Genomic DNA, 17,073 nt, shown 5'->3' on the forward strand with positions numbered 1-17,073 from the left:
CTCTTCAATAACGTCCCCGGCGCTGGCTAGGTGGGGATGTGGAGCGCTGGCTAACCTGATCCGGTAGCTGCGGTGCCGGGGGGTGCAGCTGCGCGGCAGGCCGACGTCAACCACGAAAGATCCCGATGGCATTCGCAGAGCATGAGGTCCTCATCCGGCGTGACGCCATGGCTGTGTACCTGTACCTGCTCGATGCCACCAATCTTCCGTTGTGGCGGGACGGTGTCCGCAGGGTCAAGCTGGTGGACGGATCCGAGGGGACCAAGGGTGCCGTGTACCGCCAGATGGTGGCGGGCCGCTCAGGCCTCAGCATCCCTGCCGACCTGGAAATCACCAGCGCCCGGCCCGGCGCCGAAATCCAGTTCCAGGTCACGTCCGGCCCTGCCAACCGGTCCGGCGGCTATTACCTGAGCACCGAAACCGCAGGGACGCGGGTCCGCTTTGCCCTTGAAGCCCAGCCTGAAGGACCGCTGGGAGTCCTGAACAGGCTTGGCTTCCTGAACAGGATGCTCCAGCGCAGCCTCTGCGCCGAGGTGGCCCAGCTGGACCGCCTCAAAGACGTTCTGGAACTCCAACCGGCCTTCTAGCCGCTACTGCGCCAGCCGCTGCCCGGTCCAGGGGCCGGCAATGGCCGACGGCGATGCGAGGCTTCCCGAGGTCAGGTCCCAGTACTGCACAACATCGTTGGCCCGGCGCAGGGCAAGGCCTGTGGAGTTCAGCGCCGTAACGTCCTTGAGCGGCCGGATGCCGGTAACGTCGCCCCAGCCGGTAGCGACAGTGGCCCTGGTCTCGGCCCGCAGAGCGGTGGTGCCCCAGCCGCGGTAGAGCTGGACTGATCCATCGGCACGGACCGCCAGCAGGTCCTGGAACCCGTCGGCGTCGTAGTCCACCATGGACAACTTCCGCGCGGTACCGATGGCGCCTACCAGCGTCCGCTGCGAGAGGTCGCCCGTGCCCCTGTTCGGGTACAGGTACAGGTTTCCGGAACCGTCCAGGGCAAGAATCTGGGGAAGCCTGTTGTTGGCGCACCAGCCGCCCACCGCGAGGGTCAGCGTGTCCCACCCGCCGTTCCCGAGGGTAACGGGGGCCTGGAACCCTCCGGTGGCGATGCCGCGGTGCAGGGTCAGGGTTCCGTTGGTCCACTGCGTCAGGAGATCAAAGGCGCCGTCCCGGTCCCAGTCCCTGGTGAAGACTTCCTTTGCGCCCGCGAAGCCGGATCCGATCACCTTGGCTGCTGCGAAGGTGCGTGCACCGGTGGAGGCGCGGGCCAGGAGCTGCCCGGTTGAATCAACGGTCACCAGGTCCCCGGGCCCCTTGATGGCTGCGGCGGAGAGGTCAAGCGTGGGCGGCATGTGCCGGACCGGGGCGTCACACAAGCTCGGCGGCGGTGGCGGGAACGCAGGGCCGGACGCCGCGCCGCCGGGTGAGTTCACGGTCCCGGCAGGAAGCGTGGTGTAGCCGAAGAAGTTGACCACGCCCCAGATCTGGTACGTGGAGTTGGTGTAGGAGATTCCGGCGCCCATCACGTTGAAGCGCGGATCGAGCAGCATGGCGTTGTGGCCGGGGGACCCCTTCCACCATTCCACCAGCAGTGCCGCATCCCGGTCCGTGCGGATGGCAATGACTTCCCCGGCGCCGTTGTTGGGGTTCATGGCGCGGGGATCGGTCCAGAACGAGGCACGGTGCTCGATTACCTCGCGTGAGGCAATGTTGTCCGACCATTCCTGTGCAAGCCCCGCCACCGTGGGATGGTACTTCACCGGGTTCAGGCCCTTGGATGCCCGGTATTCGTTGATTCTGTTGAACACGGTGAGGATTGCCGCTGCGTTGCTGTCCGGGACCAGGGCCTCCGTCGCGGGGGCGGAGCTCAGGGATTCGGGGGCCGTCAGCCGGGTGGGTGAGGGCGATGCAAGTTCTTCATCGGGTGCCCAGAGCGGTGGAATCCAGGGAATTTCGGGGGCGGGTTGCGGTGCCGTGGTGGCGGGCGCGGGCGCCGCCGGCGCCCCGGTAGAGGATGCGGCACCATCGATCTGCCCGGGATCCTGTTGAACGGTTCCTTGTTGAACTGCGGCAGGCTGCGTCAGCACCGTCGGCGCTGTGGATGGCGAGGCCGGCCTGATGTCCGGGTCCACGGCGGGGGTGAGCCGGGACAAAAGTGAGCTCTCGCCGGGAAGGCCCCCACCGCCGTCGACTGTTACCGGGCCCAACGTCACGCCGGCCGCGGCGGCAGGCGGGCCCGCCGGCAGCGGCGCGGGCAGGACGCCCGCGGACGAGGAGACCAGCGCTATAACGCAGAGCACGCCAAGAAAACCGGGCGCCACCAATTTATTCACAACATCCCCAGCTCTGTTGGGCCATCCGGGAGACCATCCGGCGCCTTAATCACTGAGGCAACATTAGCCCCACCGGGCTACAGCAACAACGAAAGAATGTGGCTGTGGATAACCGATACGGTAATTTGGGACGGTGCTGATCTCTGACCGCGATATTCGTGCCGAAATAGACTCCCAGCGGATCGTTCTTGAACCGTACGATCCCGCGATGGTCCAGCCGTCGTCCGTGGATGTGCGCATCGATAAGTTCTTCCGCCTGTTCGACAACCACAAGTACGCGCACATCGATCCCGCCGAAGAGCAGCCTGAACTGACGCGCCTGGTGGAGGTGGAGCAGGACGAACCCTTCATCCTGCACCCCGGGGAGTTCGTCCTTGGCTCAACCTACGAGACCGTCACCCTGCCGGATGACATCGCCGCCCGCCTCGAAGGCAAGTCCTCGCTGGGGCGGCTTGGGCTGCTGACGCACTCCACTGCCGGGTTCATCGACCCCGGCTTCTCGGGCCACGTGACGCTGGAACTTTCCAACATGGCCACGCTGCCCATCAAGCTGTGGCCGGGTATGAAAATCGGCCAGCTGTGCTTTTTCCGCCTCACCTCGGCTGCGGCCTACCCCTACGGCCAGGGCGATTACGGCAACCGCTACCAGGGCCAGCGAGGACCCACTGCCAGCCGGAGCCACCTGAACTTCCACCGTACTGAGATCTAGTACCGCACGGACATCCAGTACGGGACGGCAACCTACGCTTTCGCAGCCAGGCCCACAGGCCGCAGCAAGGGCTTGACCAGCGGCTCAACGTAGCGGGCGGCGAGTGGGCCAACAACGGCCATCAGCAGCACGTAGGCAGTGGCCAAGGCAGCAAGCTCATCAGTGACGGCGCCGCTGGCCACCGCCAGTCCCGCAATCACGATCGAGAATTCCCCGCGGGCAATCAGCGCCGCTCCGGCACGGAGGCGGCCCGGGCGTGCGATACCAGCCTGCTTAGCAGCCCAGATGCCGGTCAGCATTTTGGTGGCCGCGGTAATGACGGCGAGCACCAGGGCCCAGCCGAGCACCGGCGGGATGGACGTGGGATCGGTGTTCAACCCGAACGCCACAAAAAAGATGGCGGCAAACAGATCCCGCAGCGGCTCCAGGATCCGTGTGGCGTTGTGCGCGGTGGCGCCCGAGATGGCGATGCCGAGCATAAAGGCTCCAACGGCCGCAGACACCTGCATGGCCGATGCGATGCCGGCAACCAGCAGGGCCGCGCCCAGGACGTTCAGGAGGAAGACTTCCGAGTTTTCGCTGTGCACGGCCTTCGACACCCGGTGCCCGTGCCGCAGCGCCACCATCAGCACCAGGCTCACCACGGCCAGCGCGATGCCCACGGTGGTGAGGCCGCCAAGGAAGCTTACGCCGGCAAGCGTGGCCGTAAGGATGGGCAGATAAACGGCCATGGCCAGGTCTTCGAACACCAGGATGGACAGCACAACGGGCGTCTCGCGGTTACCCAGCCGGCCCAGGTCGGTGATGACCTTGGCTGCGATTCCCGAGGAGGAGATGTAGGTGACGCCGCCCATCACCATGGCCCCTACGCCGCCCCAACCGAGGAACAGGGCAAGAACCGCGCCGGGCAGGAAGTTCAGCACCAGGTCCAGCACGCCGGCCTGCCAGGAGCGGCGCAGCCCGGTGAAAAGCTCGGCGGCCGTATATTCCAGCCCGAGCATAAGCAGCAGCAGGATTACACCGATTTCCCCGGAAAGGTGTGCAAACTCGTGCATACCTTCGAGCTTGACGATCCCGCCGGCCCCGAAGGCCAGCCCGCCCAACAGATACAGCGGGATGGGCGACATTCCGATCCGTCCGGCCAGCCTGGCCAAAAGGCCGAGGCAGAACACAACGGCCCCCAGTTCAATGAGGGTCAGGGCCAACGGGTCCATGGCGTCTATCCGTTACGGAGGATATCGGCCGCCGAATCGAGGCCTTCCTGCGTGCCCACGGCAACAAGCAGGTCACCGGTGTGGAGTACGACGTCGGGTCCCGGCGAGGGGAGCACCTCGCCTTCGCGCATGATCGCCACAATGGAGACACCGCAGCGGGTGCGGATGCAGGCTTTCCCCATGGGCTGGTTCTGGAACGGGGATCCCGGCGCGATGGAGAACTGCCGGGTGACGATGCCGGGAACATCCTTGTGCTCCTCGGTCAGCTTCATGGCGAGGTGCTGCCCGCCCAGCAGGTTGCCAAGGGTTGCTGCCTCTTCCGCGGTCAAGGGGATTGACGCCTGGCAGGTATCGGGATCATCCCAGGTGGAAACGATGAGTTCCGTCTGGCCTTCCCGCAACTCCACCACGCCGATCCGGCGGCCGGAAGCCGTCATAAAATCCTTCCGCCGGCCAAGGCCCGGAAGGTTCGTATCATCCACGTTCATAATTCCAGCCTAGTCTCCCGCGGAGCGGTTGGGGCTGGTCCTGAGGATTCCCGCAGGACCAGCCGCATTCCCGCGGGGCCGGGCTCCGGGACCGCAGGAGCATCGGGAGTCAGCGCCGCGAGGAGCTGCAGCATGCCGCGGCTTCCTTCGGCCTCCAGATCCATGTGCACGGTGGTCAGCGACGGCACCAGGAACGCGGCTTCGGGATGGTCGTCCCATCCCACGACGCTGACGTCCCCGGGAACGCTGAAACCAAGGTCGTGAAGGGCGCGCATGGCTCCAATGGCAAGGTGGTCGTTGGCGGCGAAGATGGCTGTGATGGAGGAATCGGCCATCAGGGTCCGCGCCGCTTGGTAGCCGGACGCGGAGCTCCACCCAGTTTCAATGGCGCCCCCATCCTCAACGCCCGCTTCGCTGACCGCCTGGCGGTAGACGGCCAGGCGGTTGCGGGCGGATGGCCATTCCTGTGGTCCCGCGATGTGGGCGATCCGGCGGTGTCCGAGGCCGGCGAGGTGGGCAATGATGGCCCGAGCCGCCGAACCGTCGGAGATCCTGCCCTGGCCGCGCATCCTGTCGTCGTAGTCCCCGGCCACCACCACGGGGATGCGCTCCTGTGCCTGGAGGAGGTCCGCGCCTGCAAGGGGCACAAAGGACAGGGCTCCGGCGAAGGGGCCGCCGTCGAGAATGCTGCGCAGCCTGGCCGTGCGTTCCGGGCCCGTTCCCTCCAGGGCGACGACGTCGAGCTGGTAGCCGGCCGCCCGGGCGCTGGCGGCCGCGCCTTCGACCATCCGGGACGGAAAGTAGGGGAAAGCGCCCGGGACGAGGGCCAGCAGCCTGTACGTTGATTTCGTCCGCAGTGAACGGGCAGTGAGGTTGGGCGTGTAGTTCAGTTCCGCCATGGCCCGCGCCACCTTTTCGGACGTTGATGCCTTCAGCTTGGAACGGTCGGCCATGTACCGCGAGACGGTCTGGTGCGATACCCCGGCCAGCTGCGCCACCTCATAGATGGTGGCGGCCCGGGCGGGTTGCGGTGCGTCGGCAGATAACGGCGTCACAGCCTGGAGTCTTCCCACGTGGTCAGACGGCCGCACATACCAAGGCCCTCCTGCGGACGCTGCTGAGCGCGCATCACCGCCGCTGCCGCCATGGAGGCAGCGGAGCCGGCCCCCAGGTCGTCCAGCGCCTTCCCTGTTGTTTCCATCTGTTTCCGGACGTTCGCCGCCCAGATCTGTTTCCAGCGTTCCACACTGGGGCGGACCAGGGCCGCGGCCAGCCGGTGGAACTCCAGCAGCGCCTCCGGCCCCTCCCGGAGCACGGAGGTGCGCAGCTCCTCGTATCCTTCCAGGGCAAGGTCACGACGGCGGCGCGCAGCGGCAGCGGCGGCCGGCTGGCCTGCGTCGCGGGGCAGAGTGGCGTGCCCTGCGTACAGGACCGGGTCTTCCAGGATGTGCCGCGGGAAGGTCAGGACGGCGTCGCCGGCTTCCGGCAGGCCGGCATTGGACATCACAACATGCAGCGTGAGCCCGCCAGTGTTAATCAGCCGGTGAACGGTTCCTGGGCTGAACCACAGCAGCGATCCCAAGGCCAGGGGGTGCTCTGCGGCGCCGTCCATGCTGATGGTGTCCACCCGGCCCGTCCCGGCCGTGACCAGGTAGGCCTCGGACGAGACGGTGTGCACATGCGGGGAGCCGCCACAGAGGCCATCGGCAGCTTCCCAGTCATAAACGCGCAGTCCGGTCACCGCGGTGCCGCCGGGGAAGCCGGGAGCTGGGGCGGTGTTCACTGGCCTGGTCACCGCCCTGCCGCCGGGGAGGCGGGCGCCCCGGCCAGGACTTCGCGGGCTGTGGCTGCCAGGGCTTCGGCCCGGACGGCATCCGACTCCCCGTCAGCGATGACGACGCCGTACCGGTAGCGGAGCGTGGAACCCGCCTTGAACAGGACTTCCTGGCTGAAGAACGGTGCCGGGCCCATGCAGGCGAAAGGCTCGGACCGGGCAAACCATTCGGGCTCGCCGTGTTCGCTGCCGGGCTGGTCCACCATCACCACGGTGGAGAACCGGCACGTCTCGTCGTGTTGGCCCACGAAGGAAAGCCACGGTGCCCGCTGCCCGCGCAACTCTTCGCCCGTGGCGCCGCCGGGTCCGATGATTGCGCCCCCGGCGAAGGACCGCGGTCCGCGCCAGAACAGGCCGCCGTACCCGGCGTTGTCCCGCCCCTCCGTGGTGGGCGAGCCGATGTGGATGTCCTCGCCGGACACGTTGGTCATGGCCGAATCGAAAACCAGGACGTAGCTGGTGTCAGAGCCCGGCACCACCTCGAAGGTCCGCTCTTCCTCGACCACCACGGTTCCCTGCTGGGTGATCCACTGCAGCGTGTGGGAGAAACTGAACCGCCCGCCGTCGTCCGTTACCTTGCGGAGTTCCCGGTGCCGCATGGCGCCGTTGTTGGGCAGCCACTGGTAGTCCTGCCCGCGCCGGTAGCTGGGACCGCCCCAGAAATTGTCCGGGCCCAGGTGGGGCAGCGACCAGGCGATGCCCTTGTGCCACACATGGTCGTGTGGCCGGTACGCGGTGACCAGGTCGCCGGTCCTGGTGCGCACCGGGTGGAAGTAGGGCCGCGGCGATTCCACCTGCGGATCGTTGGCCGCGTACGTGTAGGCCAGGATGGGAACGCGGTCCAGGGAAACAGCCACGGCGGCGCCGTCGTCAGCCCAGCTGAAGGGACTGCCGGGGGAGGAGCCTGCGCTGTTGGGGTTGCCGGACTCTGCGGTGCTGAATGCTTCGGTGGGACTGTTCACGCGTTGCTCTTTTCGAGTTTCCAGGGTTCCAGCCGGCCGTCGGCGCGGTCAAAGAACGGGTTTCCTTCGGTGATGTCGCCGCGCCGGACGGTCTTGCCCGTGATGGCGGAAGCGTAGATGGCGGCGGCAAGTTCCATGGTGGGGTAGGCATCGGCGAGGGTGACGGGCGGGACCGAGCCTGAGCTGATGGCCTCGATGATGTACCTGTACTGCGCCGGGTGCCCGCTGGGGGTTGCGGGGGAGCCGTCTGCCCAGAGGCTGGCAAGATGTTCCTGTCCGGGGGCAGGGGTGAAGCGCCAGTGGGAGTCGTCGTAGCCATAGAGGTGCTCGAGTTCCACAGTGGCGTTCTCGTAGTCAAAGCGGAGCTGGGAGGTTTCCCGCGGCGAGATGACGGAATTGATGATGGTGCTCAGGGCGCCGGATTCAAAACGGACGATGGCGGTGGAGACGTCCTCCGTTTCCGTACGGCGCGCAAGCCTGCCGGCGAAGGCCGTGACTTCCTGCCAGGGTCCCCACAGGTGCAGCAGGAGGTCGAACTGGTGGATTCCGTGGCCCATGGTGGGTCCGCCGCCTTCAACATCCCAGAGGCCCCGCCAGGGAACATCGAAATACTCCTGGTTGCGGAACCAGAGGGTGTTGCAGAATCCGGTGAGTGCGGCACCCAGGGCTCCGGACTCCTGCAGGGCTGCCAGCTTGCGTGCTGGGCTGCCGAAGCGGTGCTGGAATATACAGCTGACGTGCTTTCCGGAGGCGCGTTCGGCGTCCTGCAGTTCCCGCATCTGCCGCAGTGACAGGGCGGGAGGCTTCTCCAGCACCACGTTCAGGCCAAGGGAGAGGGCTTCGATCGCCAGCGAAGCGTGCGACGACGGCGGGGTGCACACCGCCACGACGTCCAGGCCCGCTTCCGCAGCTGCTGCCAGGCTGGGTGCGGTTTGGGCGAAGCCCGTTGTTGCTGCGAATTCAGTGGCCCTGGTGGTGTCGAGGTCTACGGCGACCACAAGTTCTGCACCCGCCAGCTTCAGGGCTTCAGCGTGGGCGTGGGCGATGCCGCCCGTACCGACAATGCCTGCGCGGGGCCTTTGCAGGGGCTGGTCCATGGGACTCCTCGTCTTTGAAAGGTTTCAAACTTACGACCGGAACAAGTATGTGATCGATAACATCAGCCGTCAAGACCTGCAGCCGGCAGTGTTCAGGGAGGCTAAGCGGCGGGAACGACTGCGATGGGCGCCTTGTCCGGGGACTTCACAGGCAGCAGGACCAGGAGCCCGGCCAGGAGCACCACCATGATGCCGAGGATGCCCCAGCGTTGCGCTTCACCCGGCGCCGCCAGCGGGGTGGCAACGGCGATGCAGAGGGTGAACAGGGCAGGTGCCAGGAAACTCACGGCCCGGCCGGTGGTGGCGTAGAGCCCGAAAAGCTCGCCCGACTCCCCGTGCGGGGCAAGGCGCGCCAGGTAGGCGCGGGATGAGGACTGTGCCGGGCCCACAAACAAGCACAGGAAGAGTCCGAAGACCCAGAAGGTGGTGGATCCCTGCCAGTCCATGCCGAAGAAGGAATACGTCGCGTTACCCAGCACCAGGATGAGTGTTCCGGCGATCAGCAGCCCGATCAAGGACCCGATGATCACCGCCTTGGGGCCTGCCTTGTCGTCGAGGAAGCCGCCGATGATGGCCCCAACAGCCGCCACCACATTCCCAAAGATCGCGAAGAAGATCACCTGGGGCAGCTCAAAGCCGAAGGTGCCCGCGGCAATGATTCCACCAAAGGTAAACACCGCTGCCAGGCCATCACGGAAAACTGCGCTGGCCAGCAGGAAATAGATGGTGTGCGGGCTGGTGGCGTAGATGGCCTTGATCCGCCGGATCAGCAGCCCGTAGCTGGCCACGATACCCAGCCGCCGGGCCTGCGCGGTTCTGGGCAGCTCCGGGACGGCGAACAGCACCGGCAGGGCGAAGACGAAGAACCACAGGGCTGAGAAGACCGCCACAAGCCGGATATTCAGGCTGTCCTGGGTGGAGGCCCCGAACCATTCGAAGCTCGGCTGGACGAACAGCTGCAGGACAATCAGCAGTGCCACAATCCCGCCCAGGTAACCGGCACCCCAGCCCAGCCCGCTGACCTTGCCGATGTTCCGGGGCGTGGAGATCTGGGCCAGCATCGCGTTGTAGTTCACGCCCGCGAACTCGAAGAACACGTTGCCCAAAGCGATCAGGGACACGCCCAGAAGCAGGAACTCGGGCCGGGGAAACACAAAGAAGCACAGGGCGGTAAGGATGGCGACGGCGGCCGTGTTGACTCCCAGCCACAGCTTGCGCCGTCCGCCGGCGTCCGAGCGCTGCCCGGTGACCGGGGCCAGCAATGCGATGGCGAAACCGGCGATGGCAAGAGCGCCGCCCAGGACCGCCGAGGCCTGGTCTTCGCCGCCGAACGCGTTCGAGGTGAGATACACCGTAAAGACGAACGTGGTCATCACTGCGTTGAAGGCCGCCGAACCCCAGTCCCAGGAAGCCCAGGCCAGGACGCGGCCCTTGCCCGTGACATGGTTCCCCGATTCAAGTTCGGAGGACGGCTGCGTTGCCCCGGGAGCGCTGGCGCTGTTCATACGATGCATCGTATCCGCCCATGGCGAACAGAACCCGGAGCTTCCGCCCGTGACACCGGGAAAACCGGCGGGAGGATACAGCAGCCCGGGAAGAATGGGTACCGGCTCTTGGTAAACTGGACCCTCCCGGACCTAACGAATGAACCGCCTGCTCCAACTTTTGACAATCCAATCCCTGACGAACGCGGAGATATCAGTGATCACAGTCCTTGCCGTGCACTTTTCGGTGGCTGTGCTTGCGCCGTTCCTCTTCAGGGCATGGGGCCGGAACGCTTTTTACGCACTGGCAGTGGTTCCCGCGGCGTCCTTCGCCTGGCTGTTGTTCCAGCACGCTCCCGTGTACTCCGCGGAGGGCGCGGTGGCCGAAGTGGTGCCGTGGATCCCGGGCCTGCAGCTTGAGTTCGCTTTCCGGATGGACGCCCTGGCCTGGGTGATGTCCCTGCTGGTGCTGGGAGTCGGCTCGCTGGTGCTGGTCTACTGCGCACGGTACTTCAAGACAAAGGACCAGGACCTCGGCGGCTTCGGGGCCCAGCTCCTGGCCTTTGCCGGGGCAATGTTCGGCCTGGTGGTGGCGGACGATCTGCTGCTGCTGTTCATTTTCTGGGAACTCACCACCATCCTGTCCTACCTGCTGATCGGGTTCGCCCGCACCAGGCTGGCAGCCCGGCGGTCCGCGCTGCAGGCGCTGATGGTCACCACCGCGGGCGGCCTTGCCATGCTGGTGGGCCTCATTATGCTCGGGCACGCCGCGGGTACCTACCGGATCTCCGCCATCCTCCAGCAGGCGCCGGAGCTGATCAACGGAACGTCCGCTGCTGTGGTGAGTGCCGCCGTCGTCCTTATCCTGGTGGGCGCCATCACCAAGTCCGCGCTGGTCCCCTTCCACTTCTGGCTTCCCGGCGCCATGGCGGCACCCACGCCTGTCAGCGCCTACCTGCACGCTGCGGCCATGGTCAAGGCAGGCATCTACCTCGTGGCCCGGCTTGCGCCGGGCTTCGCCGAAACGCCCTTCTGGCAGCCGGTGGTGCTGGGCCTCGGGCTGGCGACGATGCTGGTGGGCGGTTACCGCGCGCTGCGCCAGACGGACATCAAGCTCATCCTCGCCTACGGCACGGTCAGCCAGTTGGGTTTCCTCACCATGGTGGTGGGGCTCGGCACCCCGGATGCCGCCCTCGCCGGCCTGGCAATGCTGCTGGCCCATGGCCTGTTCAAAGCCACCCTGTTCCTGGTGGTGGGCATCATCGACCACCAGTCGGGCACCCGCGATGTCACCAAGCTCTCCGGGGTCTTCCGGTCCTCACGGGCCCTGGGCATCGTGGCCGCGATCGGCGCCGCGTCCATGGCCGGTGTCCCGCTCCTGGGCGGATTTGTGGCCAAGGAATCCGTGCTGGAGGCGTTCGTCCACCACTCCGGTAGCTCCGACGCCTGGGGAACACTGGTTCTCGCGGGACTGGTGCTGGGATCCGTCCTCACCTTCGCGTACAGCGCCCGCTTTATGTGGGGGGCCTTTGCCACGAAGCCGGGCGTGGAACCCACCCCCTTCAAGGCCATCCGGCCCTCATTCCTGGCCGCGCCTGCCATCCTCAGCGTCCTGACCATCGCCTACGGCCTGTGGCCGGTCCCCGTTGACGCATGGATCCAGCCGTACGCGGCGCTGTTTGCTTCCACCGCGCCCGACGCCGGCACCCCGGCTGAGCAGGCCGGCCACCTCGCGCTGTGGCATGGCTTCACTCCGGCGCTGGGGCTGACTGCCCTGACCTTTGCGCTTGGCCTGGCGATGTACTTCGGCCGCAATGCCGTGGCCCGGGCACAGTCGCTGGTGCCGCCATGGGTGGACGCGGACAAGGCCTACCAGCTGACCATCGGCGCGCTCGACGATGTGGCCGTCTGGATCACCGGCCGCACCCAGCGCGGTTCGTTGTACTACTACCTGGCAGTCATCCTCAGCGTCGCCTTTGTGCTGCCCCTGTCGGCCATCCTGCTGGCGGGCAAACCCCTGCCGGAGGGGATCTACCTGATTGATCCCGGCTCCCCGCTCCAGCTGGTGGTGGCTGCGGGCATCGTGATCGGCGCCCTGGCCGCCGTCAAGGCGAACAAGCGGTTCCTGGCGGTCCTCATGGTGTCGGTCACGGGTTACGGCATTGCCCTGATGTTTGCCCTGCAGGGTGCGCCGGACCTTGCCCTGACCCAAATGCTGGTGGAGACCATCATCCTGGTGGCCTTCGTGCTGGCGATGCGCAGCCTGCCGCCGGAGCTGCGGGACCGCACCGGCGGCAAATACCGGGTGGTGCGGGTGATCATCGGCCTGGGCTTCGGCGCCACCATGGTCTTCGCCGGGATCCAGGCCATGGGTGCCCGGATAGCGACCCCGGTGTCCCTGGAATTCCCGCGCCTTGCCTACGAGGGCGGCGGCGGGCTGAACATCGTCAACGTGACGCTCGTAGACATCCGGGCGTGGGACACCTTTGGTGAAATCAGCGTCCTGGCACTGGCAGCCACTGGCGTGGCAAGCTTGATCTTCGTCCGCGGCCGCGGCGACCGGATCAAGAACTCCGCCACTGTCGCGGAGGGCACCGTGGGCCGGCTCAGGGGCATCGACCCCGGCACCCGCGACGCCGCAGCGCTCGCCGTCAGCCGTAAATTTGCGGCGTCAGCACGCGACGCCTGGATCGTTGCCGGCCGCACCCTGGCCCCGGAACGCCGCTCCATCATCTTCGAAGTGGTTACCCGGCTGGTGTTCCACTCGATGATCATCTTCTCGCTCTACCTCCTGCTCGCCGGCCACAACCTGCCGGGCGGCGGTTTCGCCGGCGGCCTGACGGCAGGGCTCGCGTTGACCATCCGCTACCTTGCCGGCGGCCGGTTTGAACTGCGTGAAGCGACGCCTGTCAGTGCCGGTGCCCTGCTGGGAATCGGGCTGGCCGTGGCGGCCGCGTCCGGTGCGGTGCCGTTGCTTCTGGGCGGCCAGGTGTTCCAGACGGCCATCGTGGAACTCTGGCTGCCGGTGTTCGGCGACATCAAGTTCGTCACCTCCACCATCTTCGACATCGGCGTGTACATCGTGGTGGTGGGCCTGGTGCTGGACGTTCTGCGGAGCCTCGGGGCGGAGATCGACGAGCACTTTGAACAGCGGCACGCCGATCCCGCCAGTGACACGGCCGCCAGCCACATGGCCGACGACGGGGAGCCGGAAGGCTTCCCGGCCCAGACCACCTCGAGGGGCCAAGCATGAGCGTAAACCTGACCCTCCTGATCGTGATGGGTGCCCTGTACGCCTGCGGGATCTACCTCATCCTGGAACGCAGCCTGACGCGCGTGCTGCTGGGGCTGATGCTCCTCGCCAACGCCACCAACCTGCTGATCCTGGCCACCGGCGGCTACGCCGGGCTGGCACCCCTGTATTCAAAGGAGACGGCCGCGGAGGACTACAACGATCCCCTTCCACAAGCGCTGATCCTGACGTCCATTGTCATCTCCTTTGCCGTGACGGCCTTTATGCTCGGCATCATTTACCGCACCTGGGTCCTGGCGCGCCAGGATGAGATCCAGGATGACGTGGAAGACCTCCGCGTGGCGGTAACGCCGAGCTTCGACGCCGAGGACGACGCCGAGATCCCGGCCGAAACGTCCGAGTTCCCGGTGGCGACGGTCATGGCGGGCGGCCGTGAGATGCCCGCCGAACACGCCGCCGCAGAAGAAAAACCCGGCTCCACGAATGTGGCCCCTGGCCCGGAAGGAGGCGGAAAGTGAACATCGCAAGCTTTGCCCCGCTCGCCGTCGTACTTCCCATCCTGGGCGCCGCCCTGACCTTCCTGCTGATCCGGCACTCACGCGCCCAGCGCGCCGTCAGCATTGGCCTGCTGTCCCTCACCCTGCTGCTGGAATGCCTGCTGCTGGCCTCGGTGTGGGACGGCGGCACGGCAGCGGTAACCATCGGCGGCTGGCTGCCGCCGTGGGGCATCGTGATGGTGGTGGACCAGTTCTCCTCGCTGATGCTGGTGGTGTCCTCCGCAGTGAGCCTCGCCGTGCTGGTCTACGCCACCGGGCAGGGCATGGCCGACGGCGACCACGACGCGCCGGTGTCGATCTTCCACCCGACGTACCTGATCCTGGTGGCCGGAGTTTCCAACGCGTTTCTCTCGGGGGACCTCTTCAACCTGTACGTGGGCTTCGAGATCCTGCTGACGGCAAGCTACGTGCTGATGACGCTGGGCGGGACCGGGCCGCGGATCCGCGCGGGCGTGACCTACGTGGTGGTGTCCGTGGTGTCGTCCGTGCTGTTCCTGATCGCCATCGCCATGGTCTACGGGGCCACCGGAACCGTGAACATGGCGGACCTCGCCATCAAGCTCGGCGAGCTGGACCAGGGCACCAAAACCCTCCTGCACGTGATGCTGCTGGTGGCGTTCGGCATCAAGGCGGCTGTTTTCCCGCTGTCCTTTTGGCTGCCTGACTCCTACCCCACGGCCCCGGCTCCGGTCACCGCCGTGTTCGCGGGCCTGCTGACCAAAGTGGGTGTCTACGCGATGGTGCGCACCGAGACCCTGCTCTTTCCGGGGGACACACTCAACACGCCCCTGATGGTGGCAGCGCTGCTGACCATGGTGGTGGGAATCCTGGGTGCGCTGGCACAGAACGACATTAAACGTCTGCTCTCGTTTACCCTGGTCAGCCACATCGGCTACATGGTGTTCGGCCTGGCCATGTCCTCCACCGCCGGGCTGGGAGCCGCAGTCTTTTACGTGGCCCACCACATCACCATCCAGACCAGCCTGTTCCTGGTGACCGGCCTGATCGAGCGCCGGGGCGGCAGTTCCTCCGTGGACAGGCTGGGCGGCCTGGCCAAACTGTCGCCCCTGCTGGCGCTGCTCTTCTTTGTCCCCGCCATGAACCTGGCCGGCATCCCGCCATTCTCCGGATTCCTTGGAAAGGTGGGGCTCATGCAGGCGGGCATCGAGCTGGGCACGCCGCTGGCCTATGCACTGGTCATCGGCGGCGTGGTCACCAGCCTCCTGACGCTGCTGGCCATCGCCAGGGTGTGGAACCGCGCCTTCTGGCGCAAGCCCACGGACGCCGAGCACCCGGACCCCGTGCTCCTGGCCACGCCGGGAGTACGGGTCGCCGGGCCGGGCGCCAAGCTCAACACCGTGACGCTCCTGCCGCGCACCATGGTGGGTTCCACGCTCGGACTGGTGGTTCTTGGCGTCGCACTGACCGTCTTCGCAGGCCCGCTGTTTGCGGTTTCGGACCAGGCTGCGCAAGACATGCTCAACAGGTCTTCCTACATCCAGGCAGTCCTGGGCGAGGACACCGTAGTGCCCATGATCCTGACGGCAGGAGGAGGAAAATGAGCCGCCGCCGGATTTCGCTGCGCCAGGAACTACCGCTCCTGGTCTGGCTGGTGATTGTCTGGGGCGCCCTGTGGCAGGACTTCAGCCCGGGGAACCTCCTGTTCGGCGCCTTGCTGGCCGTGGCGGTCGCCAGGCTGTTCTACCTCCCGCCGGTTGAGCTGAGCGGCCGCTTCAACATCCTTTACGCGGTGCCGTTCGCCCTGATGTTCCTGGCCAAGGTGGCGGTGGCCAGTGCCCAGATCCTGTACCTGGCGGTGATGCGCGGACCCCAGGTCAAGAACGCATTGGTGGCGGTGACGCTCAGAAGCCACCAGGATCTGCTGGTGACCGCTACCGGCCATGTCATATCCCTGATTCCGGGCTCGCTGGTGGTGGAGGTGGATCGGTCAACCTCCACCCTGTACCTGCACGTTTTGAACATCAACTCCGTTGAGGACGTGGAGAACTTCCGCCAGGAGGTCAGGTCCATCGAGGCCGGGCTGATCCGGATCATGGGCACCCGGGAAGAGCTTGAAACCGTACGGGCGGAGGCAACCGCATGATGCAGACTGTCCTGGTCCTTACGGCCGTCATCTTCTCGCTTGCCGCCGGCGGCGCGATCATCAGGATCGCCCGCGGCCCGTCCCTGTTGGACCGGGTGCTGGCCGCAGACGTCCTGCTCGCCATCCTGGGCGGGGCCTTGTGCGTGGACATGGCCGTGAACCGGCACCTGAACAACCTGATGCTGGTGGCGGGCATCTCCATCATCGGGTTCATCGGGTCCGTCACTGTTGCCCGGTTCGTGGCAGACCGAAGGGAGCAGCCGGGTGAGTCCTGACGCTACTGGCCTGGATTTCTGGATCGACCTTGTCTCCGCCGTGTTTATGGTGGTGGGCGCGGTGATGTCGCTGGGCGCCGCGATCGGCCTGCTCCGGTTCCCGGATCTTCTGAGCCGCATGCACGCCGCCACCAAGCCGCAGGTGCTGGGGCTGTTCCTGTTGCTGGCCGCGATCGGGCTGCAGATGCGCACCTGGTGGGTGTGGCCGGTGCTGGTGGTGGCCTGGATCTTCCAGCTGCTCACGGTGCCGGTGTCCGCGCACATGGTGGGCCGGGCCGGCTACCGCACCAAGCACCTGCACCGTGAACTGCTGACGGCCGACGAACTGGAGGCGGTAGTGCAGAAAGCCGCCGCCAAAACCGCCCGTGAGGACGGTTCCGGCGACGGCCAGGTGAACTAACTCTTGGAGTTTTTGTCCAGATATGCAGATTATCCGGCCCCGGAAGTCCGCATATCTGCCCAAAAACTCTATTGGTCAGACGATGTCTTTGCTCTTGGCGAACCGTGTGATGGCCCGCTGGGTGCCGCGGTTGGCCAGGACCTGGATGATGGTGCTGACGGACGCCGAGATCAGCGCGAACGTCAGCGCGGACTGCAAGCTGGTGGGGATATCCTCGTCCTTGCCGGTGGGTGGCTTCCGGCCGGTGGTCTTTTCCCAGATGGTGTTGACCAGCTTGGTCCCGACGAAGCCGGCGCCAAGGCTTATGCCGGTACCGAGCAGCTTGATGAAGAGGTTCATTCTTTGTACTCCTTGCGGGCGGAA

17 protein-coding genes are annotated in these 17,073 nt (G+C 66.3%); 8 read left to right on the forward strand and 9 right to left on the reverse strand.

Going from position 1 to position 17,073, the window contains the following annotated elements; translation table 11 throughout:
- Positions 1-125 precede the first annotated feature (125 nt).
- Entirely contained in the window at positions 126-587 is a 462-nt protein-coding gene (locus tag ARTSIC4J27_RS00320; RefSeq protein ID WP_050053219.1) for an SRPBCC family protein, read from the forward strand.
- A 3-nt stretch (positions 588-590) separates the two neighbouring features.
- On the opposite strand, the gene ARTSIC4J27_RS00325 is transcribed toward ARTSIC4J27_RS00320, so the two are convergent.
- Positions 591-2,333 (reverse strand): CAP domain-containing protein, encoded by a 1,743-nt coding sequence (locus ARTSIC4J27_RS00325; protein WP_235436465.1) that lies wholly within the window; start codon positions 2,331-2,333, stop codon positions 591-593.
- Between the two features lie 133 nt (positions 2,334-2,466).
- On the opposite strand from ARTSIC4J27_RS00325, the gene dcd reads away from it, so the two are divergent.
- The gene (gene dcd, locus ARTSIC4J27_RS00330) at positions 2,467-3,042 is read left to right on the forward strand and encodes a dCTP deaminase (RefSeq protein WP_050053220.1); all 576 of its coding nucleotides are present in this window, start codon (positions 2,467-2,469) and stop codon (positions 3,040-3,042) included.
- Positions 3,043-3,074: 32 nt separating this feature from the next.
- Here dcd and ARTSIC4J27_RS00335 read toward each other — a convergent pair whose 3' ends face one another.
- The 7 genes from ARTSIC4J27_RS00335 to ARTSIC4J27_RS00365 form a co-directional block, all read right to left on the reverse strand.
- Positions 3,075-4,256, reverse strand: a complete 1,182-nt coding sequence (locus ARTSIC4J27_RS00335) for a cation:proton antiporter (protein WP_050053221.1) — start codon at positions 4,254-4,256, stop codon at positions 3,075-3,077.
- A gap of 5 nt (positions 4,257-4,261) precedes the next feature.
- On the reverse strand, positions 4,262-4,744 hold the full coding sequence (locus tag ARTSIC4J27_RS00340; RefSeq protein WP_050053222.1) for a cation:proton antiporter regulatory subunit: 483 nt from the start codon (positions 4,742-4,744) through the stop codon (positions 4,262-4,264).
- Positions 4,741-5,799: a LacI family DNA-binding transcriptional regulator gene (locus tag ARTSIC4J27_RS00345; RefSeq protein WP_050053223.1), complete on the reverse strand. Its 1,059-nt coding sequence runs from the start codon at positions 5,797-5,799 to the stop codon at positions 4,741-4,743. The genes ARTSIC4J27_RS00340 and ARTSIC4J27_RS00345 overlap by 4 nt, the downstream gene beginning before the upstream one ends.
- Positions 5,796-6,527 (reverse strand): cupin domain-containing protein, encoded by a 732-nt coding sequence (locus ARTSIC4J27_RS00350; protein WP_050053250.1) that lies wholly within the window; start codon positions 6,525-6,527, stop codon positions 5,796-5,798. Before ARTSIC4J27_RS00350 ends, ARTSIC4J27_RS00345 begins: the two co-directional genes overlap by 4 nt.
- An 8-nt stretch (positions 6,528-6,535) precedes the next feature.
- Positions 6,536-7,540: a DUF6807 domain-containing protein gene (locus tag ARTSIC4J27_RS00355; RefSeq protein ID WP_083435222.1), complete on the reverse strand. Its 1,005-nt coding sequence runs from the start codon at positions 7,538-7,540 to the stop codon at positions 6,536-6,538.
- Positions 7,537-8,637: a Gfo/Idh/MocA family protein gene (locus ARTSIC4J27_RS00360; protein WP_050053224.1), complete on the reverse strand. Its 1,101-nt coding sequence runs from the start codon at positions 8,635-8,637 to the stop codon at positions 7,537-7,539. The genes ARTSIC4J27_RS00355 and ARTSIC4J27_RS00360 overlap by 4 nt, the downstream gene beginning before the upstream one ends.
- Before the next feature lie 101 nt (positions 8,638-8,738).
- On the reverse strand, positions 8,739-10,142 hold the full coding sequence (locus ARTSIC4J27_RS00365; protein WP_050053225.1) for an MFS transporter: 1,404 nt from the start codon (positions 10,140-10,142) through the stop codon (positions 8,739-8,741).
- Between the two features lie 196 nt (positions 10,143-10,338).
- Here ARTSIC4J27_RS00365 and ARTSIC4J27_RS00370 point away from each other — a divergent pair, with 196 nt between their 5' ends.
- The 6 genes from ARTSIC4J27_RS00370 to mnhG are packed head-to-tail and all read left to right on the forward strand — an operon-like array spanning position 10,339 to position 16,710.
- Complete coding sequence (locus ARTSIC4J27_RS00370) at positions 10,339-13,374, forward strand: Na+/H+ antiporter subunit A (RefSeq protein WP_050053252.1); 3,036 nt, start codon at positions 10,339-10,341, stop codon at positions 13,372-13,374.
- Positions 13,371-13,892: a Na(+)/H(+) antiporter subunit C gene (locus ARTSIC4J27_RS00375; RefSeq protein WP_050053226.1), complete on the forward strand. Its 522-nt coding sequence runs from the start codon at positions 13,371-13,373 to the stop codon at positions 13,890-13,892. The genes ARTSIC4J27_RS00370 and ARTSIC4J27_RS00375 overlap by 4 nt, the downstream gene beginning before the upstream one ends.
- A complete protein-coding gene (locus tag ARTSIC4J27_RS00380; protein WP_050053227.1) occupies positions 13,889-15,493 on the forward strand; it encodes a Na+/H+ antiporter subunit D in 1,605 nt (534 codons plus the stop codon). The genes ARTSIC4J27_RS00375 and ARTSIC4J27_RS00380 overlap by 4 nt, the downstream gene beginning before the upstream one ends.
- Positions 15,490-16,035 (forward strand): Na+/H+ antiporter subunit E, encoded by a 546-nt coding sequence (locus tag ARTSIC4J27_RS00385; RefSeq protein ID WP_050053228.1) that lies wholly within the window; start codon positions 15,490-15,492, stop codon positions 16,033-16,035. The genes ARTSIC4J27_RS00380 and ARTSIC4J27_RS00385 overlap by 4 nt, the downstream gene beginning before the upstream one ends.
- A complete protein-coding gene (locus ARTSIC4J27_RS00390; protein ID WP_050053229.1) occupies positions 16,032-16,310 on the forward strand; it encodes a monovalent cation/H+ antiporter complex subunit F in 279 nt (92 codons plus the stop codon). The genes ARTSIC4J27_RS00385 and ARTSIC4J27_RS00390 overlap by 4 nt, the downstream gene beginning before the upstream one ends.
- Entirely contained in the window at positions 16,300-16,710 is a 411-nt protein-coding gene (gene mnhG, locus ARTSIC4J27_RS00395) for a monovalent cation/H(+) antiporter subunit G (RefSeq protein WP_050053230.1), read from the forward strand. The genes ARTSIC4J27_RS00390 and mnhG overlap by 11 nt, the downstream gene beginning before the upstream one ends.
- 75 nt (positions 16,711-16,785) lie before the next feature.
- On the opposite strand, the gene ARTSIC4J27_RS00400 is transcribed toward mnhG, so the two are convergent.
- A complete protein-coding gene (locus tag ARTSIC4J27_RS00400) occupies positions 16,786-17,049 on the reverse strand; it encodes a DUF4235 domain-containing protein (RefSeq protein ID WP_050053231.1) in 264 nt (87 codons plus the stop codon).
- Positions 17,050-17,073 lie beyond the last annotated feature (24 nt).

It is taken from the genome of Pseudarthrobacter siccitolerans (assembly GCF_001046895.1).
In the GTDB taxonomy this organism is placed as follows: Bacteria; Actinomycetota; Actinomycetes; order Actinomycetales; family Micrococcaceae; genus Arthrobacter; species Arthrobacter siccitolerans.